Origin of the sequence: Gryllotalpicola protaetiae, assembly GCF_003627055.1 — a bacterium.
Lineage (GTDB): Bacteria > Actinomycetota > Actinomycetes > Actinomycetales > Microbacteriaceae > Gryllotalpicola > Gryllotalpicola protaetiae.
Genome location: NZ_CP032624.1, coordinates 796815 through 819654 on the forward strand (window position 1 = coordinate 796815; position 22840 = coordinate 819654).

Consider the following 22840-nt stretch of genomic DNA (forward strand, 5'->3'; position numbering starts at 1 on the left):
AGTAGCGTTCAGTGCGATATAGATACTAGTTCCGCCGATGGAAAGGCGACCCTGATGACCACCGCAACCGCCGCGCACACGCTGCACGCCCCCGCCACAGCCACCCCTGCCCGCACTCGCGCCGCCGTGCGCGACGAGGCACAGATCGTCACCAGCGCGGCCGGACGCCGCGCCCTCGCGGTGCTGCGCCTTGCAACCGGCTTCATCTTCCTGTGGGCCTTCCTCGACAAGACCTTCGGCCTCGGATTCTCGACGCCGGCCGCCCGCGCCTGGATCAACGGCGGAGCGCCCAGCCAGGGCTTCCTCAACAGCGACGCGGTCGTCGGCCCGCTCAAGGGCACCTTCGCCGCGATCGCGAGCCCCGCGACCGACTGGCTGTTCATGGCGGCGATGCTCGGCATCGGCATCGCGGTGATGGCGGGCATCGGGCTGCGCGTGAGCGCCGTGGCCGGCAGCGTCGTCATGCTGCTGATGTACCTCGCGGAGTGGCCGTTCGGGGCGAACGCCGCCTCGACCAACCCGCTCGTCGACTACCACATCATCTACGCGCTGGCCCTGATCGTCGTCGCAGCCGTCTCGGCCGGTGACACCTGGGGGCTCGGCCGTCAGTGGAAGCGGCTGCCCGTGGTGCGCGCGCAGCGCTGGCTCGCCTGAACCTCAACAGCGCTGAGGCCCGGAACCCGTAAGGGTCCGGGCCTCAGCGCTGTTGTGTGTCAGACGGCGCGGCGGCGGCGCAGCGCTTCGTCGAGGTTCAGCGACGGCGAGTCGGAGTCGCCGACGATTCCCATGCGTGCATAGCGGGGGTCGGGCGCGGCGGATGCCGCAGGCTGAGCCACCGGAACAGGCGCGGCATCCGTGCCGAGGTGGCCGCCGAGCACGCCGGCACGGCCGTCCTCCGCAGAGGCAGCCGGCTGTGAAACAAGAGTCGCGATCTGCGGACCGCGCTGCGCGGCGAGTGCCGCTGCGCGCTCCTCGAGCTCTGCCTTCCCGGCCGCGCGGCGCAGCTCGGCCGCCGCAGAGATCGACGCCATCGTGGCCGCGGCCACGGTGCCGCGCGAGAGGTGCAGCGGGCGCGGCAGCGGCTGCGGGGTCCACGGCACGGCGGCCGCCACCTCGATCTCCTCGTACTCAGCCTCCGCGACCTCGTAGTCGGCGTGGTCGTACAGTGCGGCACCCGCGACGCCCCCGCGCGCGACGGAACGCGTCGCACGGCGGGCATCCGCCACCCGCTTCGCAAGCCTGCCCAACGCGGCGAGCGCGCCCACGAGCAATGCCGCGCCGATCGCGAGCGGTGCGATCGCCCAGCCTGTCAGCGCACCTGTGACGAGGCCGACGATTCCGAGCACCAGCACGCAGGTCGAGAGGATACGGCCGCGGCGGATGCCGCGCGCCACGTTCGCCGGCAGCACAGCCCCGGCCGCCCGAGCCTTCCGCTCCGCCGCCTCGGTGCGCTCGCGCGTCGCGGCGACGCGGGCGCGCGCCTCCGCGGCCGCCCACGCGCGCGCCTGGGCGGAGGCCTGCGCCTCCGCACGCGCTTCCGCGTCGGCCGCCGCCTGCTTCTCCGCCAGCAGCTGCGCCTCGGCGCGCGCCGCGATGGCCGCGCGCTCCTTCGCCTCGATGACAGCGCGCTGCTGCACCTTGCGGAGGGCCTTCTGGGTTTCCGCGATGTCGCGGGCGTTGGCCTCCACGTGAATCTCCTCAGGGACCTCGGCTGCCTCGGCAAGAATGCGCAGCGTCTGTTGCAACCGCACGGCATTGCGCTCGGTCGCCATGTATTCGCGGCGTCGCAGCCACGTCGGGATCAGGTAGGCGAGCCAGAGCGCCGCAGCGAGCGCCACGACGACGCCACCCCCGAGCAGGTTCCCGTCCGCCATGGGCCGATGGTATGAGGAATCCCCCGCCCCACCTGGCTAATTACAAGCGTGTCATTACTTATTGTCGCGCCGGTCCTCGCCCGGCGCGAGTCGACCGCCGATTCGCCGTCATGCCGCCGAATCGTCGGCAACCGGCTGTGAAGGCAGGATCACTACTTGATCACCGGCAGCTGCTGGGCCGCAGCGCGGACATCGGCCTCCGGACGCACCGCCGCGAGCGCCGGCACGCTGCCGTCCTTCCAGCGCCGCAGCACGCCCTGCCGGACCTCTTCGACGACGAGTGCGAAGCAGAAGTGGTCGCGCCAGTCGCCGTTGATGTGGATGTACCGGCGCCGAAGCCCCTCGTACCGGAATCCGAGCTTCTCGACCACGCGCAGCGACGGGCGGTTCTCGGGCCTGATGCAGATCTCGATGCGGTGCAGCCCGAGCTGGAAGAAGCAGTAGTCGGTCACGAGCGCGACCGAGATCGGCGTGATGTTCTTGCCGGCGAAGCGCTCGGACACCCAGTAGCCGATCGTCGCGCTCGACAGCGAGCCGTACGTGATCGACGAGACGTTCAGCTGCCCGGCAAGCTGCCCCTCGTAGTCCATGAGGAACGGCAGGCCATGACCTGCGCGCGCGTTCGACAGCAGGGCGCGGATGCTTGCGCGCGTGTCGAACCCCCCGGGGCCGTGCGGGTTCGTGGCCTCCCACTGCCGCAGCCACCCGCGGTTGTCGAGCAGCTCGCGCTCGAGCGACCGCGCGTCCCTGACGCGGACGGGCCGGACCGTGATCGGGCCGTCCGTCAGCGTCGGCAGAAACAGAGCCATGCCGATCAGGTTATAGGTGCGAGGTCAGGCGTTGTGGATCACAGGAATCGTGCCCGTGCTCGGGTCGGGCAAGACCTCGTTCGCGGGGATCTGCTCGGGCAGCGCCGACGCGTACTCGATCAGCCAGTGGCGGAAGTCGGGGCCGAGGTCCTCGCGGTCTGCGGCGATGCGCACGATCGACTTGAGGTAGTCGAGCCGGTCGCCGGTGTCGTAACGACGGCCGCGGAATACCACGCCGTACACGCCGCCCATCCAGTCGGGGCCCTCGGCCATGGTCTGCAGCGCGTCGGTGAGCTGGATCTCGCCGCCCTTGCCGGGGGCCGTGTGCTCGAGGATGTTGAAGATCTCCGGGCGCAGCACGTACCGGCCGATGATGGCGTAGTTGCTCGGAGCGTCCTCTGCCTTGGGCTTCTCGACCATTCCGGTGATCTTGACGACCTGCGGGTCGTCGGTCGTCTCGACGGCCGCGGCACCATAGAGGTGGATCTGGCTCGGGTCCACCTCGAGAAGCGCCACGACGCTGGTGTGCTGCTTCTCCGCAACGGTGAGCATCTTCGCGAGCAGCGGGTCGCGCTGGTCGATGATGTCGTCGCCGAGGAGCACTGCGAACGACTCGTTGCCGACGTGGGGGCGGGCGCGCAGCACCGCGTGACCGAGACCCTTGGGGTCACCCTGGCGCACGTAGTGGATGTCCGCGAGCTCGGTCGAGAAGTTCACCTTGCGCAGCTTGTCGACGTCGCCCTTCTTCTCGAGGGACGCCTCGAGCTCTGCGGCACGGTCGAAGTGGTTCTCGAGGGCGTTCTTGTTGCGGCCGGTCACGAGGAGCACGTCGTGCAGCCCGGCATCCACCGCCTCCTGCACCACGTACTGGATCGCCGGGGTGTCCACCACCGGAAGCATCTCCTTCGGCATCGCCTTGGTCGCGGGCAGGAATCGCGTTCCCAGACCGGCAGCGGGGATTACGGCTTTCGTGATGGAGGACTTCGCCATGAAGTCAGACTACAGATGACGAATGGCCGTAACAGAGCAGTCCTTATGATGTCGGCATGCCCGCAGACGAGATCGCGAATCACAAGCGCGCTCTGCGTGCCGAGCTGCGGGAGAGACGGCGCAACAAGCCGTTCGTCACGATGGAGCGCGAGACGGAGCAGCTCACCGCTCAGCTGAAGGCCCTCGTCGGCGACCTCAGGGCGACCTCTCTGTCGGCCTACCTCTCCGCCCCGACCGAGCCGAACACGCGACCCTTTCTGAACTGGGCGCGCGAGGCCGGCATCCGCACCCTGCTCCCCATCTCCCGCATCGACGGCCTGCTCGACTGGACGACGGGCGACGGCGAGACCGAGATCGTGAGCCACCTCGGCTGGCCGGAGGCTGCAGGCGAGCTGCTCGGGCCGATGGCGATCGACGAGGTCGATCTGATCCTCGTGCCGGCGTCATCCGTCGACCGCTCTGGCATGCGCCTCGGCTGGGGCAAGGGCTATTTCGACAAGATGCTCGGGAGCATGGGAAAATGGCCCCCGGTATTTGCTGTGCTGTTCGACGACGAACTGGTTGACGAGGTACCCCGCGAACGGCACGACGAGCCAGTGGACGGGGTCGTGACCCCGAGCCGTATCGTGCCGCTGTCGAAGCGGTCGAAGGCCTGGGGTCTGCCCGAGGCCTAGTGGAAGCAGCGCGGCATGCGAGAACGCGAGGAACCATGCCCACTTACTCCTACAAGTGCACCGAATGCGGCCACGCCTTCGACATCGTGCAGTCGATCAGCGACAGCACGCTCACCGCGTGCCCCAGCTGCGGCGGCGCCCTGCGGAAGGTGTTCGGGCTCACCGGCGTGACCTTCAACGGCACGGGCTTCTACCGCACCGACTCGCGCAGCGGCAGCGCGTCATCGAGTGGCTCGAGCTCGAGCGAGTCCTAATATGCAGGTGAACGACCAAGAAGGTCGTCGGGCGCAGGCTGTTCGCGAAGGGGGCATAGTGCTCAAGGGCTTCAGAGACTTCATCATGCGCGGCAATGTCATCGACCTTGCCGTCGCCGTTGTGATCGGCGCCGCGTTCACGGCTGTCGTGACCGCCATCGTCACCGGCATCATCAACCCGCTCATCAGCGCGATCTTCAACGCGAAGAGCCTCGATCACGCGCTCGTCGTCGGGATTCCCACGGTGTCAGGCGGCACGTCGAACCTGATGTTCGGCACCGTCATCGGCGCGATCATCAGCTTCCTCGCTGTCGCCGCCGTCGTGTACTTCGTCATGGTCATGCCGATGAACCATGTCAAGGCGCGGTTGGATGCCCGCAAGCAGGCCGGCGCCCCCGACGAGCCGCCCGCACCGACCGACATCGAGCTGCTCGCCGAGATCCGCGACCTGCTCAAGGCGCAGGCTCCCACCGGCGCGCAGAACCAGCCGCCGCAGCTCTAGCGGTTTCCTTCGCCGTGCCCCTGCGCTACCAGTGCGGGGGCACGTCGCGTTTGAGGCGCTCGTCGTTCGAGTCGCTGCGCTCTGAGCTCTCTTCGGGGTGCTCGGCGCGTGGCGGAAGCGCCGGCGCAGGGTCGGAACCCGGGGCGGGCTGAGTCGTCACGCGGCGGTGCCGCCGAGTCTTCCGCTCGTCGTCTTCGCTCATCCCTCCAATTGTCCCTTCCGATCCATTTCGATGAGGACACCAATGGTGGCGGCCGGGCACCAATGGTGGCATCGGCGCGAAAAACGGTGTCCTCATCGAAGTGCGCGCGAAGGACCTTCGAGGTCGCTTGCGGCGAACCGCCCAACGATCGATCGGACAGCCCAGCGGGTCTAACCCGCCGACCGCTAGGGCAGATCGAGGGGCGCGGTCTCGGCGTCCTGCGGGGGTGCGGCACCGATGAGGCGCGCGACGCGCGCCGCGATCGCCTCGGGGTCGGCGAACAGCTCGAAGCTGTGCACGCGCAGGTAGTGCCAGCCGAGGCGGCGCAGCAGCTCGGGGCGCAGGCGCAGCGACTCGCGCAGCGACCCGTGCCCGACGATCTGGTCGGTCTCGACGACGACGGCCTTCCCCGCATACGACGCGACGAGCGGCAGTGCACCGCGGTAGCCGAGGCGCACCGACAGCCCGCGGCGCTCGAGGCGTGTTCGCAGGTCGACGAGCAGCGGCTCTGTGGTCTCGGGGGCGTCGGGCAGTGAGGCATCCATGTCGGCGGCCTCGCCGAGCACATGCGACAGCGCGACCACACCGTGTGGCAGGCGGGTGTCGTCGACGTCGTCGGGGCGGAAGCAGGAGACGATGTCCATCGAACGGCGGGCGCGCGTGAGCCCCACCGCGAGCAGCCGCTCGCCGCCGGGTGCCGCGAGCGGCCCGAAGTTCGACAGCAGACGGCCGTGCGGGGTGCGCCCGTAGCCGACCGAGAAGATCACCCGGTCGCGGCTCTGGGCCGTCGCCTGCTCGAGGGTGACGACCGTGAACGGCTCCGCGCGGTCGGCGAGCACGAAATCGGCGAGCTCCTGACGGCTCTGCGACGCGCGGATGACCGCCTGATGCACCCGCACCGCGTGCCGACTGGACGCCGTGATCACCATGAGCGACTCGCGCGGCCGGTTCACCGCGTGATCGAGGACGAGCTCGACGACCTTCGCGACCTCGGCATCGACGGACTCGACGGCGCCGGTCTCGGGGTCGGGAAGGCCGAAGCCCTCCTTCACGACGTGCAGGTTGAGCGAGCCGTGGCCGAGGTACGTGCCAGCCCACGGCAGCGCCTCGATCTTGCCGCCGTAGAAGCGGCGGTTCACGAGCTCGGCGAGGTCGTCGCCGCCGGCGCGGTAGGAGCGGGTCAGCGTGAACACCGGCAGCAGCTCGGACAGCTGAGCGAGCGTCGAGCTCGCGTGGAGCGCGTCGACATCGTGCGCGACGACGGGGCTGGCCGCGGCGTCCGCCCGCACAGCCGTCTCGAACGGCGCGGGCGTCTGTGTCACCGGGTCGCCGAACGCGACCAGCTGACGGGCGCGACGAATGGCTCCGATGTTCTCGGGCAGCGTGCACGCCCCGGCATCCACCAGGAAGACCGCGTCGAACTCGAGGGAATCGGGAAGCTTGCCGACCTCGTACGGCGAGACCAGCCACACGGGCGCGAGCGAGCGCGCGAGCCGCGGGGCGTTCGCGATGAGCCCGGCCGGCGTCGCCCTGTCGGTGCGCAGCAGCTGCTTGAGCGCGCTCGCCTCGTCGGGGTTGTCCACGACGCCGATGCGCCAGGCCTCGGCGAGCTGCCACGCGAGAGCCGGGCCCTGCGCCCCTGCATGCGCCTCATCGACGAGACGGAAGTCCGCCTCGAGGCGGTCGAGCACGCTCGTGTTGCCGCCCAGCAACGACTTGTCGTTGCCGAGCAGGTGCTCGAGCACTGACTGCCACCAGGCGAGCTCGAGCTCTGCGGCGATCTGCGCCTCGTCGACGTGGCGGCTTGAGAGGTCGGCGAGCAGCGGGTCGAGGTTCACCTCGCGCAGCTGGGCGACGAGCTGGGTGCGCTCCTGCAGGTTCGCGAGCACCTCGCTCTCTGCGGCGAGCCCGGCGACCTGATAGCTCAGCTGGGCGAGCGGAAGCGCGGTCAGCGATGCCGGCGTGCCGGCACGGGCGAGCGGCCCGTCGAGGCTGGCCAGGTCGGATGCCACGCGCTGATACGCCACCTGCACGTCGGCGATGCCGACGGGAACAGCGGGCGGCGCGCCCGCCTCGGCGAAGCGGTTCCAGAGCGTGCGCTGCTGCTGGATCTTGAGCAGGCTCTCGTGCAGGTCGCCGACGTGCACGCCCGGGCGCACGTACTCGAGCGCGAGCTTGCGCAGCCGGCGACGGTCGCCGTTGCTCATGCCGGAGTCGCGGCGGCCGGAGACCGCCGTGATGAGCTCGGTCAGCGGCCGGTCGAACACGGCGGGCAGGAAGCGGTCGAGGGTCTCGCGCAGGTCGGCGAGCAGGCGCAGGTAGACGCCGAGCTCTGCGATGTTCTCGAACGGGCGCAGCTTGGTCGTCGCGACGAGCTTCTTGGCGCGGTCGATGAGGCGCGGCAACTCGATCGAGTTCAGCTTCTTGGCGAGTTCGTGGGCGGCCTCGCCGTCGGCGGGCGTGTGGAACTGGGCGCCGTACCACGGGGAATCCCCCGGCCCGTACTTGAACTCGCCCAGCCGCGCCGCCTTGATCAGCGTCTGCGCAGCCTCCTTGCGGCTGCCTGCGGTCGCGACCAGCGAGTCGTAGTCGAGGCGTGCGGTGGTCGAGGGCGGTGTGGGCAGCAGTGCGAGGTTCGCGACCTCTTCGAGCGCATCGAGCACGCTGACGCCGAGCGCGGGATGCTTGCTCGTGAGACCGCCGCGGTAGTCGAGCAGCACCTTGCGCAGCCGGACGAGCGCGTCGTCGACGTCGGCGACCTTCGGCTGCTCGGCCTTCTCGTTGCGGCCGATCGAGGCGATCAGATCGCGGCGCAGCGTCTCGGGCCGCACGGCGACGCCGCCGAGCCCGACGTTCGCGAGGCGCGCGGCGATGCCGTCGAAGCTCGAGCGGCGCGGGCTCGCGACGAGCACGCGCTTGTTCTGCGCGATCAGCGCGCCGAGCGCGTTGACGATGGTCTGCGTGCCGCCGGTGCCGGGCAGCGTCTTCACGATCAGCGAGTTGCCCGCAGCGATCTGGGCGACGACCGCGTCCTGCTCCTCGTCGGCGTCGAGCAGCAGCGCGTCGACGGCCGGCGGCCGGGCGTCCTGGCTGACGACTTGCGCGGGGCTATAGGCGCCTTCGACCTGGTGGTGCGCGGCCTGGTTGCCCGCGAGCGCGTCGAGCACAGGGTGGCCGAGCCTGGCGGCATCGGCCGTCATCGCGCCCGCGACGTCGGCGAAGCTCGAGACGACGAGGCGCGGCTGCACCTGGAACCAGGCGAGCTGTGCGGTGAGCGCCCGCAGCCTGTCGATGACCGGCTGCGGTTTGAACGCGCCGTTCGAGGCCGCGAGGCCGACGAGCTCATCAGAATTCAGGCGGATGCCGAACTGCTCGCCCAGCGCACGTGCCAGCTCGGGGTTGAGGAACGGCTTGCCGCGCAGCTTCAGCTCGAAATCGCGGCCATAGCGGCGGATCGCGAGCGGCCGCAGCAGCACCGGCGCGAGGTACTCGTCGAGGCCGTTGCGCCAGGTGGCGAGGCCGATCGCGAGGTGAACGCCCTCGATGCCGCGCACGCTGCGCAGCTCGATGCCCTTCTCGGTGATCGCGCCGGCTGCGAGCCTGGCGTTGCGCAGCGCGATGTCGTCGCGGATCAGGCTCGACAGCAGGGTGCGCTCGCCCGTGATGAAGGTCGGCATGCCGCCCGGGTGAGCCGAGCCCAGGTCGATGCGGGTGCGCGGTTCGTCAGGGAAGTGCAGCAGCGGCGAGGGGCCGCCGATCGCGGAGAGCTCTTCTCGCCATTTGGTCCACGCGTGCTCTGCGACGTTGCCGACCTGCACGTTGGGGTCGCCCGTCGTGAGCTGGTGCGGCGTCGCACCCTGCTGCGAGGGCGGGTTCATGGCGTGGTCGGGCCCCGGATCGGTCATCGCGCCACCCGGCGCGCTCTTCCTCTCGATGCCCCACACGCGGCCCACCCTAGGGTGCGCGGCCCACGTTTCCGCGGAACTGGGGCCGAGTTTCGCGCCATTCTTCGCTACGAGCGGCGCAATTCTGCAGCGATCATCGGCAGAGCCTGACCAAGCGACGTCGCCGAGACCGGCCCGTAGCCGAGCACGAGCCCGCGCGTCTCCAGGCCGCTGCCGTCAGCGACGTACCGCGCGAGCGGAGCGACCGCAACACCGCGACGACGGATGCCTGCCACGACCGACGCCTCGTCGCGCTCCCCTTCCCACTGCACGAGCGCGTGGAGCCCGCCGGCGAGCCCGCCGATCGTGACGCCGGGGAGGCCGACCAGGGCGTCCGCCACCATCGCCCTCTTGTGCGTGTAGTCGCGGCGCAGACGGGCAAGGTGCCTGCGCAGCGCGCCGCTCGACATCAGCCACGCGACGGCGTGCTGCACGGGGGTCGCGACGCTGCTGCTGTGCGCGGTCCGCACCTGGCGGAGCGCGTCTGCGATCGGCGCGCGCTCGGGCACCACGAGGTAGCCGCAGCGCAGCGCCGGGCTCAGCGTCTTCGAGAACGTCCCCAGGAGCACGACCGCGCCGGACGGATCGATGGCCGCCAGCGCCGGAAGCGGGGCGCCGTGGTGCCGGAACTCGCTGTCATAGTCGTCCTCGATCACGAGCACCCCGGCGCCCGAGGCCCATTCGAGCAGCTCGTGACGGCGAGCGATCGGCATCACCGTACCCATGGGGTACTGGTGGCTCGGGGTCACGAGCACCGCGGCGAGCGCGTCGCGCGCGTGGGCGGCGCGCAGCTCGTCGAGGACAAGTCCGTGCTCGTCGAGACCGATGGGGACGGCGTGCGCCCCGGCATTGGACAGCAGCTGCCGGCTGCCGCGGTGGCCCGGGTTCTCGACGGCCACACGGGCGCCGGGTGGGAGTGCGTCGACGACAAGGGAGAGCGCCTCGCGCGTGCCGGCGGTGACGATGACGCGCTCGAGCTCCGGCGCGAATCCGCGGCTGAACCCCAACTGCTTGGCCACCTCGGCACGCAGCGCGGCCAGGCCGAGCGGGTCGGGGTACGCGTCGTCGATCGGCGCCGCGGCTGCGTGCCGCCAGGCCGCCCGCCAGTCGCGGCGGGCGATCGCGTTGGACGCGGGAACCCCGGGCAGCAGATCGATGAGCCCCTCGGCCTTCGCTTCCGCGCGGTGGTGCGCAGGCAGCTCGGCGGCCGGATGCGGGGCAGGAACCCCCGCGAGGGTCGCCGCGACCCGAGCGGCCGCACCGTGCCGGGTGTGGATGTAGCCCTCGCCGTCGAGCTGCTCGAACGCGGCGACGACCGTGCCACGTGCGATGCCGAGCTCCGCGGCGAGCGCGCGGGTGGAGGGCAGGGCGTCGCCGGCACGCAGCCGCCCGTCATGGATCATCGCGCGGACAGAATCCGCCACGCCAGCGCTCTTCGTGCGGACGGCTGAGCCTGCTTCCAAAACTGGTCCGTTCGTCAGGTTCAGAATTGGACTCAACACTAGACCACACCGACTCCTACCGTGACCTCATGAACGACGCCTCCCCCAACCTGACCATCCACCGCAAGCGCGAACGCCAGACCGACGATCCCGCTGTGCTCGACGAGATCCTCGCGGAGGGGCAGATCGCCCACGTCGGCGTGGTGCGTGACGGGGTGCCGATCGTGCTGCCCTTCCTCTACGGCGTCGGCGACCTCGGCGACGGCCGCGGTCGCCAGCTGCTGCTGCACGGCTCGACCGGCGGCGGCCTCTTCCTCGACGCGGGTGAGGCGGGCGTGCCCGTCTCCGCCACGATCACCCACCTCGACGGTCTCGTGTACGCCCGCTCGCTCAACGACAGCTCGGCGAACTACCGCAGTGCGATGATCTACGGCCGGGCGAGCGTCGTGCCGATCGAACGGCGTCTCGAGGCGCTCTGGCTCGTCGGCGACCATCTCATGCCGGGCCGCCGCGCCGGGGTGCGCGAGATCACGCCGAAAGAACTCGCCGCGACCCAGGTGCTGCGGGTGCCGCTCGACCGGGTCAGCGTCAAGGTGCGCCACCAGGGCGTCGGCGAGGCGACCGACGACGGCGAGGACCACGGCGTCTGGGCCGGCATCCTGCCGCTGGCGGTGCGCGCAGGCAGCCCGATCACAAGCGCGGTGACGGATGCCGGCGTGCCCGTGCCCGCCGACGTGACCGCCCTTGCTGCGGCCCTCGAGGCGCGCGCCGCCGGCCGCGACGCTGCTCTCATCGCGAAGCTCGCACCCGCGTCGGCATAGCGGCGCGACAGCCGCGCCCACTCGTCGCGAGTGTGCCTGGAGTACCGGGCGCACTCGCACGAGCGGGCGCGCCCGGGCTACCCCTTCACCAGCTTCAGCAGCGCCTCGCCGTCGGGCACACCGAGGCCGGTGCACGGGTCCCAGCCGGCCGAGGCCGAGTACGACCCGTTCGAGCCCGAGGTGACGTCGCGGAAGCCGGCCGGCGACTTCCCTGCCGACGCGTCTGCGTAGAGCAGCTTCTGCGCGAGCCCCATCGGCTGCCCCGAGGCCTGCACGAGCCGCGCCACGAGCGCAGCCCACAGCGGCGCGACCGCACTGGTGCCGCCGATCACCGCGTCTTTCCCGTCGACGCGCACCCTGTAGCCGGTCTCGGGGTCGGCGACGGCCGCCACATCGGGCACACCTCGGCCCGACTTCCCGCCGGAGGCGCCGGGCACGTCGACCGGCTGCTGCCAGTCGGGCAGCGGAAAGGCGGTGCTGACGCCGCCGCCCGTCGCGCCGGACCCGCCGCCGTCGTTCCAGACCGTCTCGGACGTGACCTTGCCCGAGGAATCCAGCTCGAGCCGGGTGCCGCCACACGCGAGGGCGTGGGGGCTCGATGCGGGGAAGTCGACGTGCGGCTTCCCATCGCTCTGCCGATCGGTCGACCCGTCGTCGCCCGCGGCGACGGTGACGGTGATGCCGAGGGCGACGGCGTCGGAGAACGCGTCGTCCATCGACTGGCGCGCCTGCGCGGTCCACTGGTCTTCGCTCTGACCCCAGCTGATGCTGATCGCGTCGGGGGTGGGCGTCGCGTGCGCGGCCTGGGCGACGGCGTCGACGAAGCCGGCGTCCGTATTGGGCGCGAAGTAGACCAGGATGTCGGCCGCAGGCGCGAGCCCGCCGATCACCTCGATGTCGAGCGCGACCTCGCCGTCGGCGCCGTTCGGGTCGCCGCCCGGCTCGTTCTGCGCGCCGTCGACGCTCACCGCCGTCACCGCCGGCGATGCGACGCCGAGCCCCGCGAAATAGGTGTCGAGGTCGGATGCCTCGAACCCGCCCCCGAGTTCGATGATCGCCACCGTGCACCCCGTGCCGTCTGTTCCCTCCGGGAATCCGTACGCGGCGCCGAGTTGCACCGGCGTGTAGCTCGACGACACCGCGTTCGGCAGCACGGCGCGGAAGTTGGCGCGCGCCTGCGGCCGGGTGTCGAGGCCGAGCACGGCGTTCACGACGCCGTCGAGGTCACCGGGGACCGACAGCGAGCCCGTGCGGTGCCAGTGGGCGACCGTGCCGCCGTCTGGCGCCTGGCTCTCGGCCCACTGCAGCGTCGTGTCGAAGGCGCTCTGCAGCTGCTCGACCGTTCCCGCGGCGCGCACTCGGCGACTGCCGAGGTCGGCCGACAGCACCTCGACCCCGTGGGCGGTGAGCGCCTGCTCGACCTTCGCCACATCGGCCGGGTCCGCGCCGTACTTCTCGGTGAACTCCTCGGGCGACAGCGGCTCGCCGCGCAGCACCGACTCCGGCAGCTCGTTGCGGCGTCGCAGCACGAGGGTCACCTCGATGTGCCGGCCCGCGCCGGCCGGCGGGTTGACCGCATTCACCTGCGCGGCCGGCGCGCGGTCGCTGCCGGGAACAGGCGTGTGCCCCGCGGGGGCTGCGTTCGGGCTCTGGTCGGAAGAGTTCGTCATGGGACCCTGCCTATCAGCGACCGCCGACACGCACACCCCCTAGCGGGGCACACTGTGGAAAACGGGAGGAACTACGGCAGCTTCACGGCGAGGTTGAGCAGCCGCGTGTGCTGCTGCGCGCTGTTGTTGTCGTCGCTGATCAGGGTGACGCCGTACTTCCCGCCCGGAAGGCGCCCGGTGACGGCCATGCCCTCGAAGTTGTCGAGCAGAGGGTTCGCCTGCGTCTCGAGCGCGGGTGCACCGAGCGTCGGGCAGTTCACCAGGTCGGCGAGCCGCGTCTTCTGCACCGCCAGCCGCGGCGAGGCGTTGCCCAGGTTCGCGACGTGCGACACATCGGCCGCACGCGACAGGCCTGTGACCGCGAACAGGTTGACGGCGTTCCCGGCCGTGGTCGAGAACGACGCCTCCTCGACGATGACCGCATCGTTCGAATAGGCGGCCACCTCGGGAATCCTCATGCCGGCATCCGTCTTGTACTCGATCTGCTTCGACAGCCGCCACGACCCGCGGACCTGCGTGTAGACGAGCAGCCGGTGCGAGGTCGCGTCGCCGGCCGCGGAGACGTCGCCCGAGAGCGCGCCCTCCATCGCGGCGATGATCGTGTTCCCGTCCGGCGTGATCGTGAGTCCCTCGAGCGTCGCATTCGACGTCGCCTCGCCGGCGGCCGTCGTGCCGATCACCGCGAAGCGCGCGGGCACCGGCAGCGATGCGCGCTGCACGCCGTCACGGCCGTAGATGCGGATCGACGGCTCGGTCTCCGAGCTCACGAGGTACGAGCCGTTGTTCAGCACGGCGAGGCCCTCGTTGTCGGCCGCGTTCGGGTCGGTGGCCGCGGGGCCGCCGTCGTACGGCGTGCCGTCCGGCTTCTTCAGCACGAGCGGCGCGTGGGTCACCTTGGGGTCGTTCAGGTTGCGGTACGACCAGATGTACTCGGGCACGCCCGCGCCGTTGTTGTCGACGGCCGAGACCCACGCCTGCTGGCGCTGGTCCCACGCGATCGAGGACAGGCCGCCGACGGTGGCGCCGTAGTCCTGCAGCTTGTCGAGCGCATCGCTGAAGCTGAGTGCGTCGACGCTCGCCGAGCATGCGTTGGGGTCGCTGGTCGGGCCGGGGTGCGGGTGGGGGCCGCCGTGCGCTGGGGAGGCGATCGCAGGCTGTGCGACGAGCAGGGCGACGGATGCCGCAAGTGCGGCGCCCGCGACCACGAGGTTCTTTCGCATGATCCTTCTTTCGGTCGGGCGGCTTCGGGGGTAAGCCGTGCGTGTCCCCCACTTTGGTCACACGACATGAACCTTCGGTAGCCCGTAACGGTATTTCGCCCCGTTGCGCCGCATGCGCGCCGAATGAGACGCTGAGGAAACATCACTTGCTACGGAATGCCGGCCGGCCGAAAGGGCACGAGTTGACCGCAACCGACAGCGCAGAGCTGCTCGCCGCGATCACCTGGGCGGGGGCGGGTTCGACCACGCGCGAGGACTACCTCGACGTGCTGATCGAGGTCCTCGGCCGGCTGATCCCCAGCGACGGCGTCGCCTGGAGCCGGGTCGACTTCGCCAATCGCACCGCGACCGCTTACGGCGAGCCGTTCGGCTCGCTGCCCGCACTGGTCGCCCCCGGCATGGTCGATCTGATCGGCGACAACCCCATGATGCGCAGCTATTGGGCCGACGTGATGACCCGCAGGCAGGACCGGCCTCCTCGCCGCATGAGCGACGTGACGACCCCGCGCGAGTATCACGAGACGGTCACCTACAAGACCGTGCTGCACCCGCTCGGCGCCGAGAGCGAGCTCACGATCCTCGCGCACCAGACCGGCCTGCTCTCCGGCGGCACCTGGATCTTCTCGCGCCCGGAGGCCGACGACTTCAGCGACGACGACGTCGCTCTCGCCGCCCGCCTCCAGCCGCTGCTCGTGCTGATCAGCAGTTCAGGCGTGCTGGGCGGCGACGACGAGGCGTCGAGGGATGCCGGCATCCTGGCCTCCGTCACCGCGATGCCCGAGCCGCACGACGACTACGACCTGACCGGCCGCGAGCTGCAGATCCTCGGCCTGCTCGCCCACGGCCTCACCGCCGCCGCGATCGGCCGCTATCTGCGCATCAGCGACCGCACGGTGCGCAAGCACCTCGAGAACAGCTACCGCAAGCTCCACTGCAGCGACCGGCTGGTCGCCGTCGACAGGGCGCGCGCAGCCGGGCTGCTGCCCAAGCTGCCGATCGTGCCCCCGTCGGCGGAGGCGCGCGAGAGCTGAGCCTCGACGAGCAGCGTCAGATCGACCGACACCGTCGGCGGCAGCGCGATGGACGCAGGGCCTGTGCCCCAGGCATCCGGCATCTCGGTCATCTCACCATCCCCATGAGCTCGTTCTCGTAGGCGAACGCGACCACCTGCACCCGGCTCTTCAGGCCGAGCTTGCCGAGCACCTGGCGCACGTGGCTCTTCACGGTCGCCTCGGACAGCACGGTCGCCTCGGCGATCTCGACGTTGCTGAGGCCGCGCGCGACGAGCAGGAACACCTCGCGCTCGCGAGCGCTCAGAGCCGCGAGCGTGTCGTCGGGCGTGCGGGTCTGCGCGCGGCCCGCGAACTCGCGCACGACGTCGACGGTGTCGGATGCCCCGGCCAGCCGCTCCCCCGCCACGGCGTCGCGGATCGTGCCGAGCACCTCGGCCGGCAGCGCGTCCTTCGTGAGCAGCGCGGTGGCGCCCGCGCGCAGCGCGAGGTACACGGCCTCGTCGCGCTTGATGGTGGTCAGCACGACGACCTTCGGCGGCCCGACCTCGGGCCCAGGCTCCGCCACGATGAGCTGGGTCGCCTCGAGGCCGTTGAGGCCGGGCATCCTCAGGTCCATCAGCACGATCTCGGGTCGCACCTGCCTCGTCAGCGTGACCGCCGCATTGCCGTCGTGCGCGGTGCCGACGCATCGCATGTCGGGCTGGGCGTCGATGAGCATCGCGAGGCCCGCTGCGAACAGCGGCTGGTCGTCGACGATCACGACGCGGGTCGGCTGGTCAGTCACGTGCGCCCTCGATCGCGAGCGCCGCGGTCTCCGAATCGGCGTCAATGACGTCATCGGATGCCTCAACTGCCGGCTCTTCGCCCGCGGCCGTCGCGTCCGGGGGGATGAACGCGGTGACGACGAACGTCTCGTCGTCGCTCGGAACGGCGGTCAGCCAGCCGCCCACGAGCCGGGCCCGCTCCTTCATGCCTGCGATGCCGATGCCGCGGCCACCGCCGTTCACGAGCGGCGTGCCGCCACCCGATTTCGAGACGATCAGCACGGCGAGGCCTGCACCCTGTGCGTCGAGGGTGACGGTCGCCGAGCTGCCCCGCCCGCCGTGCTTGAGAGCGTTCGTCAGGCTCTCCTGGGCGATGCGGAACACGGCGACCTGCTTCGACAGCGCGAGGCGGTCGATCGTGCCGAGCGTGCGCAGCGTGGCGTCTACGCCGGCCTGGCGCAGCTCGGCGATCAATGCCGGGATGTGCTCGATGCGGCTCGTATGCTCGCTCACGTCCTCGTCGTCGTTGATGCGCTCGACCAGAAGCCGCACCTCGGTGAGCGCATGCCGCGCCACGGTCGCGATGTTGCCAAGGCTCTCGGGCGCCGCCGCGGGCTTCAGCTCGTGGATCGCCGCCGCGCCCTCCGCCTGCGCGACGATGATCGCGAGCGAGTGGGCGAGGGAGTCGTGGATGTCCCGCGAGATGCGCCCGCGGTCGTGCGCGAGTCGCAGCTCGAGGTCGGCTTCGCCGAGCTGGGCCGTGGTCGTCTCCAGCCGCTCGCTGACGATCTCGACGCGCCACAGCGCAGAGAGACCGATGCCGATCACCCACGCGAAGAGAACGGCGGCCAGCAGTGAGAACGCCAGGCCGGAAGCCTCGTTGACGAGGGCGCTGTACCCGTGATGGTCGCCGACCCACGACAGCCAGCCGGCGACGCCGAGCACGATGCCGTAGACGATGGCGCTGATGAGTCCCACCACCAGCGCGTTGATACGTCGGCGCCACGACGGGCTCATCGAGGCGACGTACCCGACGATGATCGGCGCCGCGAACCATGCCGGCCAACTCGTCGACAGGCTGAACAGGTAATCGATCGATGGGAGGACATAGAGCGTGTACACGCCAGGCAGGTCGTAGAACGGCGTGTCGATCAAGCCCGCCGCGACGATCAGCACAGGGATGGCGATCGTTCCGGCGAGCGCGAGCCGTGGCCGGATTCCCGCGAGCCCGAGCGCCACGGCCCAGAGCAGGAACATGCCCTCTTTGAACAGGTGCGGACTGCGGCCTGCCTCAGCCACCGTCCACAGGACGAAGAACAGGATCGCCCCCGCCACCGGGACGTAGGCGCGCAGCCACGCGATGGTCTTCGGTCGCGGTAGGAAGGTCGTCCGCGCGAGGAACTCGTTCATGCCGGCAACGCTAGGCCGCGGCATCCGCCCGGGTCATGCGCGCGGGGTGAAGTTCATCCGGAAGGATGACGGCGCGGGCGCGCCGCCTGCACAGAAGCGGAAAAACTCGGCGATTCGAGCTGCTCATCACGGCCCCGATGGCGTGTCGCCGAAAATCTCCGCTTCTGTGCGGGCACCGCCTACTTGTGCGCGTCCTCGTAGGCCTTCATGACCGAGTCCGCGACGCGGCCGCGCGGCGAGACGTCGACGCCGTTGGCCTGCGCCCATTCGCGCACGGCGGCGTAGCCGGCGCTCCAGTGCGAGGCGGCCGACTTGGTGACGCGTGCCGCCGCCTGGCGTGCCGGCGCGCTGAGCGCGGACGAGCGTCGGCCGACCGCGATGTACGGCTGCAGCGCCTCGCGCAGCTTCGCCGCGTTCTTTTCGCTCAGGTCGATCTCGTACGACTTGCCGTCGATGGCGAACGAGACGGTCTCGCCCGCGCCGTCGGCGATCACGTCGCCCGAGATATCGTCGACGAGCTGTTCGATGACCTTCTTCATTGCGGCATCCTCAATTAGTCGTGTAACCCGGTATCTGCGATACCGGTCGGATATCAGGTTAGTCGCTGATTACGTGCGCAACGGGTAATCACGCGCCGATAACGCAATCGAATCGGTATCTGCGCGGGTGTTCTATCGCGACACTATGAATGACATGCGGATGCCGCGGCTCGCCGCCCTCACCGGCGTTACGGTGCTTGCTGCCGCGCTCACCGCCTGCAGCGGCGGGCCTCCGCAGGCGTGCTCCGCGATCGGCTGGACGAACCAGGTGCGCGTGCACGTCACGGGCGACACCGCCGGGGTCGACGCCGTGACGTTCTGCGCAGGTGCCACGTGCCCGGTGCCTGCGCCGCCGCCGACGCTTGCGCCTGCGCCGGGAGCCCGGAGTCTGACGAGCCACGACGGCGATGTCTGGACCATCTCGATCGACATGACGACGCCGCGAACCGGCCATCTCGGCGCCTTCGACGCGTCGGGTGCGCCGCTCATCGACCAGCGCGTGATGCTCGCATGGAAGCGCGTCGGCGGCACTGCGGAATGCGGCGGGCCGGAGCGCGCCGAGGTCACGCTCTGGATGCCGTGACACAGAGTGCCCCTGGAGGGACTTGCCCCCAACCCTTTCTGTGCGGCTGGCGGGCGCCCAATATCTGCTCGCCTGAATGCCGCGCCTCCGCCCCACCTTGACCGGCCCGTCCCGGGGTTTCCGTGTGGAGGCGAAGCTGTCGAGCGCCTCAGACGACGACCACGGATGCGAGCCGACAGAGGAACCGAAGTCGCGTCCACCTGAGGTGATGGTGCCCCCGACAGGACTCGAACCTGCAACCTAACGCTTAGGACGCGCACGCTCTTCCATTGAGCTACGGAGGCAACGGCGTCATCGAGGAAGCCGCGGAGGCCGATAACCGACCCACCACAAGGGTAGCCGCAGCACCAAATGGTCGCGCGCACCGCACCCACCCGACAGCGCCATTGTTCCCCCACTGATCCAGCAGACCCCCGGCAGCCGCCTCACTCGACGCGCGAGCTGATGGTCTCCCACTGCCCCTCATCGAAGCTCGGCGAAGTAGTTGATGCCGGCGTCAACGCCGAGCGATGGGACGGACGGTGGTCTCCGGCGTGAAGCATCGCTACGGTCTGCTCTGCGTCTTAGCCTGTCCGCATGAACGCGAACGAGATCAGGACGATCGCCGTTGCGGCCTTCTGCGCGCTCTTCGTCATCTGGTTCCTCGCGATGCCCTACCTCGTGCACGCCGAGAAGCGGCGCCAGCGGAAGAACGCCCAGAGCGGGACGATCGGGGTCTTCGACGAGGTTTTCCATCCGGAGAGCCACCAGGCACGACTCGTCTGGGAGGCGCAGACCGAGCTACCAGCGCCGGCACCGGCGCCTGGTGACAAGCCCGATCTCGATAGCGGCCGGATCACCGTCCGACTTGAACCTCATCGGGAGGTCTAGTGACAGCACCGCACACCGTTCCCAACCTGGTCGGCCTCGACGTGCGCACTGCGCGCGAGGTCACAGCGAAGCTGCGCATCGTGCTGGTCTCGGAGACGCTCGACGGGCCCGGCCTCGGTGCACAGACATGGCCCGACATCTACTTCATCCGATCTCAAGAACCCCCGCCCGGCGCAGCGCTCGACCCAGGTGGCCTGGTGACGATCACATTCGAGCTCGAGGACGGCAGTGGTCCCCCAGCTCATCCCAGCCCCTATCCGCGTGACAGCAAAGTCCGTGACACACGCGCTGGCGTCAAACCCAGACCCCCGCATAGGCTTCACGCGGGGGTTTACACCGGGTCATCGGGAGGGGCGTATGGCCGGCATTCGCATGAATGGCGACGGCGTCGCGGCGACGGTTGCGGCGTTGACTTCCCATGCGTCCTCCGCCTCCGACAACGCCCGAGCCGCTGAATCCGCGCTTACCGACGTAGAGGTCGCCGCTCGTAGTCCTCAACTGGCATCCGCGCTCGGAAACTTCGTGTCACGGTTCACAGCCCAGGCTACGAAGGTCAGCGAGCACATTGACGCGCTCGGCGGGGGGCTGAACTCGGCAGCCGCGGCGATCTCCGAGACCGATTCGCAGATCGGCGACTCCGCCCGTAGCCTCACCCAGCGATGAGCGTCAGCCTCTTCGGCGCACTGACCGCCGACTCGGTCACCCCGATCCTCGACGATGGGGAGGGACTGCGCGACGCCGCTCGCCAGCTATACCAGCACTACTCCCTGCTCAGTGACGACGCGAGCCGCGCCGCCTCAACCTGGTCCTCACTCCCCCAGCACCTGGCTGCCGACCATCTCACCCCGGTCCTCGAGCCGCTGATGACTCCAGCCGTGACCCACGCGGCGCAGCTCCGCGACGCGGCGGAGTCGTTCTATCGAATCGCGAGCGCCGCAGCCGACGAGATCTCAGACTTGAAGCGCCGACATGACCAGCTCGTCGCCGACATCGAATCGTTCCACCGATCCGCGCCCGGCAAAGCCGAGACCCACTTCGCGCAGCAGCTCGCGTCCGGCAACATCCTCGGAGCCGTCGGCACCGCCTTGCAGTCGTGGCAGAACGTCCCGGCGCTTGTAGCCGACGAAGCGGAGCTTCGCGTGCGGGAGAACCGGTACGAAGCCGACCGGGAAAGCACGCTCGATTCGTTCGCCGCGCAGATCAACGGGATCGGCGCGCCACGCACCGCCGGGCTCGGCGAGGTTGGTACCGCAGCCGAGATCTCGAAGTTCACGGGCGGTTCGTGGTGGGACAAGGCGAAGGAAGACGCCGGACTCTTCGGCGGGCTCATCTACGCCTCGACAGTCGGCGTGACCGTGGAGGCGACCAAGGATGCGCTGCCCTACGTCGAGGACGGGCTTTCGGCCGCGGCGAACGCGACCCTGTCGTTCGGCAACGCGATGCTGCACCACGGCGACGATGACGCAGCGCTGATCGGCGGCGCCCTCTTGACTGCTGGCGGTGCGGTCGTCGGAGCGGCTGGTCTGCCGCTGGACGCCACCGGGATCGGAGCGGTCGCCGGCGGCGGTGAGCTGAACGCTGCGGGCATCGCCACGATGGGGGCAGGCGCCGCGCTGGTCGGCGGCGGCGCGAGCGACCTCGCGGGGCACGCCGGGACGGATGATGCCGAGGAGCCGCTGCCGACGGATCAGGTCGAAGAAAGCCGGCAACCGAATCCGAACCACCCGGGCCGCGACAAGGGCGGCAGATACACCAGCAAGGACAACGACGCGGCCCGCGACGACGCTGCTCAGAAGGAGCAGGACGGCCTGGACCAGTACGAGGACAAGTACGGTGAGAAACCCATCAATACGCAAGTCGTCGCAAAGCAGGCCGGCGGTGACGTAGGTCGCAAATACGATGGGCTCGTCAAGAAGCCGGATGGCACGTGGGAAGGAATCGAGGTCAAGAGCGGCAAGTCCCCCTACAACGGACAGCAGCGGGACTTCGACTCAAAGGTGAGCTACGAGAGCCCCGCCACCGCGAGGCTCAAAGGCGAAACCATCAAGATCACGTCTGTCCACGTCGAGTACGTCAAGTAGGAGGAAGCGTTGTACGTCGCCGAGTTCGCTGGCCGGTCCAGCAGCAAGCTGTCCAACAGTTTCCGTCCCTACGACGAGCAGCTTCGCCGCGAGCTCGGGCTCCTCGACGGCGAGAAGCGCTTCGCCTACCTCCTGTACTTCGTCCCCGACGACGCCGGGTGGCCCGACGCACCCGGTTTCAAGCTCTCCAAGTACGACCAGGAGTACATGCAGAGCGCGGGCAACGCTGAAGCGATGACGATCGAGGTGCGCCGCCTCGAGGACGACGGTGAGTTTCACCAGTACGCGATCGGCCGCCCTGGAGGCGCAGCTGACGCGGGGACGGTCGAGATTCACTACGCCGAGAACACCCTGAGCGTTCCGCGATCAGAAGTCTTCACCGCTGACCAGGCCGCCCCGATCTACTACAAGTACTTCCAGTCCCACGCCGTTCCAGATGGCGTCGTACTCCGCGAGCTCGACCTCACCTGATCATGTCCGAGCTCGACGAACTGACCCCGGAGGATCTCGCCCGCGAACTCGGCGTCACCGGCCGAGCGGTTCGCAGCTTCCTTCGCGACCAGTACCCCGATCACGAGCGCTACGCTCGCTGGTTCCTCACGCCCGAGCAGACGACTGCGGTGCGCCAGCGCGTCGCCAGCTGAGCTGAACTCGGCCGGTACGCTCTCGGCATGACCGCTCCCGCCACCTGGCTCGAACACCGCCGCGCTTCGGATCGCGAGCGAGTCGGCTGGCTGCGCGAGGAGGGCGGCGGCTGGGTGGCCGTCGATCTGCTCGGGCGGGATGTGACGGCCGTCGTGAGCCTCGATCGGGCAGAGACCACGCTGGACGAGCTGGGACTCGGGTATCTGGCCGGCAAGTGGGAACTCGTGCGCGACGACGGGAGCGTCGAGCCGGTGAGGCTGGTCGAGGTGACGCCGGAGCAAATCAGGTTCAAGACTGAGGACTATGGCGATATGAGCGCGCCCGTCGTCGTGCGCGAGATGCCGTGGCCGGCGTCAGAGACGTTGCGGTCGAGAACGTCATAGACCGAGTCTTCACGCCGCCATACGCTGGCCCCATGACGCTCTTCGCGGGCGACCGGGCAGCGGACTGTGCCGCGACGACCGACGTCACGCGCACGGTCTCACGGTTCTTCCTCTGGACAGCGCTCGCCTCCATCAACTGACCGGCATCGG

General features: G+C 69.8%; 25 protein-coding genes and 1 tRNA gene. 14 read left to right on the forward strand and 12 right to left on the reverse strand.

What is annotated here, in order from left to right:
• Positions 1-54: 54 nt before the first annotated feature.
• Positions 55-654 carry a DoxX family protein gene (locus D7I44_RS03960; protein ID WP_120788290.1) on the forward strand — a complete coding sequence of 200 codons (600 nt, stop codon included), beginning with the start codon at positions 55-57 and terminating at the stop codon, positions 652-654.
• A gap of 59 nt (positions 655-713) precedes the next feature.
• Here the strand turns inward: D7I44_RS03960 and D7I44_RS03965 are convergent, their stop codons facing one another.
• From D7I44_RS03965 to galU, 3 genes are all read right to left on the reverse strand, one after another.
• Positions 714-1874 (reverse strand): hypothetical protein, encoded by a 1161-nt coding sequence (locus D7I44_RS03965; RefSeq protein ID WP_120788291.1) that lies wholly within the window; start codon positions 1872-1874, stop codon positions 714-716.
• 152 nt (positions 1875-2026) lie between these two features.
• Positions 2027-2683, reverse strand: coding sequence for a GNAT family N-acetyltransferase (locus tag D7I44_RS03970; protein ID WP_120788292.1), 657 nt, complete (start codon positions 2681-2683; stop codon positions 2027-2029).
• Positions 2684-2707: 24 nt separating this feature from the next.
• Positions 2708-3673 (reverse strand): UTP--glucose-1-phosphate uridylyltransferase GalU, encoded by a 966-nt coding sequence (gene galU / locus D7I44_RS03975; protein WP_120788293.1) that lies wholly within the window; start codon positions 3671-3673, stop codon positions 2708-2710.
• 56 nt (positions 3674-3729) lie between these two features.
• On the opposite strand from galU, the gene D7I44_RS03980 reads away from it, so the two are divergent.
• From D7I44_RS03980 to mscL, 3 genes are read left to right on the forward strand one after another with little or no spacing between them, the layout of a single operon-like run.
• Entirely contained in the window at positions 3730-4347 is a 618-nt protein-coding gene (locus tag D7I44_RS03980) for a 5-formyltetrahydrofolate cyclo-ligase (RefSeq protein ID WP_120788294.1), read from the forward strand.
• A 35-nt stretch (positions 4348-4382) separates the two neighbouring features.
• On the forward strand, positions 4383-4601 hold the full coding sequence (locus tag D7I44_RS03985; RefSeq protein ID WP_120788295.1) for an FmdB family zinc ribbon protein: 219 nt from the start codon (positions 4383-4385) through the stop codon (positions 4599-4601).
• A 58-nt stretch (positions 4602-4659) separates the two neighbouring features.
• Positions 4660-5103: a large conductance mechanosensitive channel protein MscL gene (gene mscL, locus D7I44_RS03990; protein WP_120788296.1), complete on the forward strand. Its 444-nt coding sequence runs from the start codon at positions 4660-4662 to the stop codon at positions 5101-5103.
• Between the two features lie 25 nt (positions 5104-5128).
• Here the strand turns inward: mscL and D7I44_RS18030 are convergent, their stop codons facing one another.
• The 3 genes from D7I44_RS18030 to pdxR all read right to left on the reverse strand — a co-directional run bounded on the left by D7I44_RS18030 (position 5129) and on the right by pdxR (position 10673).
• Positions 5129-5305 carry a hypothetical protein gene (locus tag D7I44_RS18030; protein WP_162940043.1) on the reverse strand — a complete coding sequence of 59 codons (177 nt, stop codon included), beginning with the start codon at positions 5303-5305 and terminating at the stop codon, positions 5129-5131.
• A gap of 185 nt (positions 5306-5490) precedes the next feature.
• Positions 5491-9249, reverse strand: coding sequence for a DEAD/DEAH box helicase (locus D7I44_RS03995; protein WP_425459321.1), 3759 nt, complete (start codon positions 9247-9249; stop codon positions 5491-5493).
• A 68-nt stretch (positions 9250-9317) separates the two neighbouring features.
• Complete coding sequence (gene pdxR, locus D7I44_RS04000) at positions 9318-10673, reverse strand: MocR-like pyridoxine biosynthesis transcription factor PdxR (RefSeq protein WP_162940044.1); 1356 nt, start codon at positions 10671-10673, stop codon at positions 9318-9320.
• 107 nt (positions 10674-10780) lie between these two features.
• Here pdxR and D7I44_RS04005 point away from each other — a divergent pair, with 107 nt between their 5' ends.
• Complete coding sequence (locus D7I44_RS04005; protein ID WP_120788298.1) at positions 10781-11512, forward strand: pyridoxamine 5'-phosphate oxidase family protein; 732 nt, start codon at positions 10781-10783, stop codon at positions 11510-11512.
• Positions 11513-11589: 77 nt separating this feature from the next.
• Here D7I44_RS04005 and D7I44_RS04010 read toward each other — a convergent pair whose 3' ends face one another.
• Positions 11590-13182, reverse strand: a complete 1593-nt coding sequence (locus D7I44_RS04010; protein ID WP_120788299.1) for a S53 family peptidase — start codon at positions 13180-13182, stop codon at positions 11590-11592.
• Positions 13183-13253: 71 nt separating this feature from the next.
• On the reverse strand, positions 13254-14402 hold the full coding sequence (locus D7I44_RS04015; protein WP_120788300.1) for an esterase-like activity of phytase family protein: 1149 nt from the start codon (positions 14400-14402) through the stop codon (positions 13254-13256).
• A 182-nt stretch (positions 14403-14584) separates the two neighbouring features.
• Here D7I44_RS04015 and D7I44_RS18460 point away from each other — a divergent pair, with 182 nt between their 5' ends.
• Complete coding sequence (locus D7I44_RS18460; RefSeq protein ID WP_220093830.1) at positions 14585-15433, forward strand: helix-turn-helix transcriptional regulator; 849 nt, start codon at positions 14585-14587, stop codon at positions 15431-15433.
• An 88-nt stretch (positions 15434-15521) separates the two neighbouring features.
• On the opposite strand, the gene D7I44_RS04030 is transcribed toward D7I44_RS18460, so the two are convergent.
• From D7I44_RS04030 to D7I44_RS04040, 3 genes are all read right to left on the reverse strand, one after another.
• Positions 15522-16199, reverse strand: a complete 678-nt coding sequence (locus D7I44_RS04030; RefSeq protein ID WP_245979998.1) for a response regulator — start codon at positions 16197-16199, stop codon at positions 15522-15524.
• Positions 16192-17589, reverse strand: a complete 1398-nt coding sequence (locus D7I44_RS04035; RefSeq protein ID WP_162940045.1) for a sensor histidine kinase — start codon at positions 17587-17589, stop codon at positions 16192-16194. The genes D7I44_RS04030 and D7I44_RS04035 overlap by 8 nt, the downstream gene beginning before the upstream one ends.
• Before the next feature lie 179 nt (positions 17590-17768).
• Positions 17769-18128 (reverse strand): histone-like nucleoid-structuring protein Lsr2, encoded by a 360-nt coding sequence (locus D7I44_RS04040; protein ID WP_120788304.1) that lies wholly within the window; start codon positions 18126-18128, stop codon positions 17769-17771.
• 145 nt (positions 18129-18273) lie between these two features.
• Here D7I44_RS04040 and D7I44_RS04045 point away from each other — a divergent pair, with 145 nt between their 5' ends.
• A complete protein-coding gene (locus D7I44_RS04045; protein WP_162940046.1) occupies positions 18274-18711 on the forward strand; it encodes a hypothetical protein in 438 nt (145 codons plus the stop codon).
• A 209-nt stretch (positions 18712-18920) separates the two neighbouring features.
• On the opposite strand, the gene D7I44_RS04050 is transcribed toward D7I44_RS04045, so the two are convergent.
• Positions 18921-18995, reverse strand: a tRNA-Arg gene (locus D7I44_RS04050).
• Positions 18996-19287: 292 nt separating this feature from the next.
• Between D7I44_RS04050 and D7I44_RS04055 the strand changes: the two genes are divergently transcribed.
• From D7I44_RS04055 to D7I44_RS04080, 7 genes are read left to right on the forward strand one after another with little or no spacing between them, the layout of a single operon-like run.
• Entirely contained in the window at positions 19288-19581 is a 294-nt protein-coding gene (locus D7I44_RS04055) for a hypothetical protein (protein WP_120788306.1), read from the forward strand.
• A gap of 41 nt (positions 19582-19622) precedes the next feature.
• Positions 19623-20036 carry a hypothetical protein gene (locus tag D7I44_RS18720; RefSeq protein ID WP_425459330.1) on the forward strand — a complete coding sequence of 138 codons (414 nt, stop codon included), beginning with the start codon at positions 19623-19625 and terminating at the stop codon, positions 20034-20036.
• Positions 19939-20244 carry a hypothetical protein gene (locus tag D7I44_RS04065; protein WP_120788308.1) on the forward strand — a complete coding sequence of 102 codons (306 nt, stop codon included), beginning with the start codon at positions 19939-19941 and terminating at the stop codon, positions 20242-20244. Before D7I44_RS18720 ends, D7I44_RS04065 begins: the two co-directional genes overlap by 98 nt.
• Entirely contained in the window at positions 20241-21662 is a 1422-nt protein-coding gene (locus D7I44_RS04070) for a hypothetical protein (RefSeq protein WP_120788309.1), read from the forward strand. The genes D7I44_RS04065 and D7I44_RS04070 overlap by 4 nt, the downstream gene beginning before the upstream one ends.
• 9 nt (positions 21663-21671) lie before the next feature.
• Complete coding sequence (locus tag D7I44_RS04075; RefSeq protein WP_120788310.1) at positions 21672-22133, forward strand: hypothetical protein; 462 nt, start codon at positions 21672-21674, stop codon at positions 22131-22133.
• A gap of 2 nt (positions 22134-22135) precedes the next feature.
• Entirely contained in the window at positions 22136-22306 is a 171-nt protein-coding gene (locus tag D7I44_RS18035) for a hypothetical protein (protein WP_162940047.1), read from the forward strand.
• Positions 22307-22333: 27 nt separating this feature from the next.
• Positions 22334-22690 carry a hypothetical protein gene (locus D7I44_RS04080; protein ID WP_120788311.1) on the forward strand — a complete coding sequence of 119 codons (357 nt, stop codon included), beginning with the start codon at positions 22334-22336 and terminating at the stop codon, positions 22688-22690.
• Positions 22691-22840: the final 150 nt, after the last annotated feature.

Bases quoted from the DNA above. Each gene is read 5' to 3' on its own strand.
- D7I44_RS04080 (WP_120788311.1), top strand. From the start codon at position 22,334: ATGACCGCTCCCGCCACCTGGCTCGAACACCGCCGCGCTTCGGATCGC.
- D7I44_RS03985 (WP_120788295.1), top strand. From the start codon at position 4,383: ATGCCCACTTACTCCTACAAGTGCACCGAATGCGGCCACGCCTTCGAC.
- D7I44_RS04040 (WP_120788304.1), bottom strand. From the start codon at position 18,128: ATGAAGAAGGTCATCGAACAGCTCGTCGACGATATCTCGGGCGACGTG.
- D7I44_RS04005 (WP_120788298.1), top strand. From the start codon at position 10,781: ATGAACGACGCCTCCCCCAACCTGACCATCCACCGCAAGCGCGAACGC.
- D7I44_RS03970 (WP_120788292.1), bottom strand. From the start codon at position 2,683: ATGGCTCTGTTTCTGCCGACGCTGACGGACGGCCCGATCACGGTCCGG.
- D7I44_RS04010 (WP_120788299.1), bottom strand. From the start codon at position 13,182: ATGACGAACTCTTCCGACCAGAGCCCGAACGCAGCCCCCGCGGGGCAC.
- D7I44_RS04015 (WP_120788300.1), bottom strand. From the start codon at position 14,402: ATGCGAAAGAACCTCGTGGTCGCGGGCGCCGCACTTGCGGCATCCGTC.
- D7I44_RS04065 (WP_120788308.1), top strand. From the start codon at position 19,939: ATGGCCGGCATTCGCATGAATGGCGACGGCGTCGCGGCGACGGTTGCG.
- D7I44_RS04045 (WP_162940046.1), top strand. From the start codon at position 18,274: ATGAATGACATGCGGATGCCGCGGCTCGCCGCCCTCACCGGCGTTACG.
- D7I44_RS03965 (WP_120788291.1), bottom strand. From the start codon at position 1,874: ATGGCGGACGGGAACCTGCTCGGGGGTGGCGTCGTCGTGGCGCTCGCT.
- galU (WP_120788293.1), bottom strand. From the start codon at position 3,673: ATGGCGAAGTCCTCCATCACGAAAGCCGTAATCCCCGCTGCCGGTCTG.
- D7I44_RS18035 (WP_162940047.1), top strand. From the start codon at position 22,136: ATGTCCGAGCTCGACGAACTGACCCCGGAGGATCTCGCCCGCGAACTC.
- D7I44_RS18030 (WP_162940043.1), bottom strand. From the start codon at position 5,305: ATGAGCGAAGACGACGAGCGGAAGACTCGGCGGCACCGCCGCGTGACG.
- D7I44_RS04035 (WP_162940045.1), bottom strand. From the start codon at position 17,589: ATGAACGAGTTCCTCGCGCGGACGACCTTCCTACCGCGACCGAAGACC.
- D7I44_RS04070 (WP_120788309.1), top strand. From the start codon at position 20,241: ATGAGCGTCAGCCTCTTCGGCGCACTGACCGCCGACTCGGTCACCCCG.
- D7I44_RS03960 (WP_120788290.1), top strand. From the start codon at position 55: ATGACCACCGCAACCGCCGCGCACACGCTGCACGCCCCCGCCACAGCC.
- D7I44_RS03980 (WP_120788294.1), top strand. From the start codon at position 3,730: ATGCCCGCAGACGAGATCGCGAATCACAAGCGCGCTCTGCGTGCCGAG.
- D7I44_RS04055 (WP_120788306.1), top strand. From the start codon at position 19,288: ATGAACGCGAACGAGATCAGGACGATCGCCGTTGCGGCCTTCTGCGCG.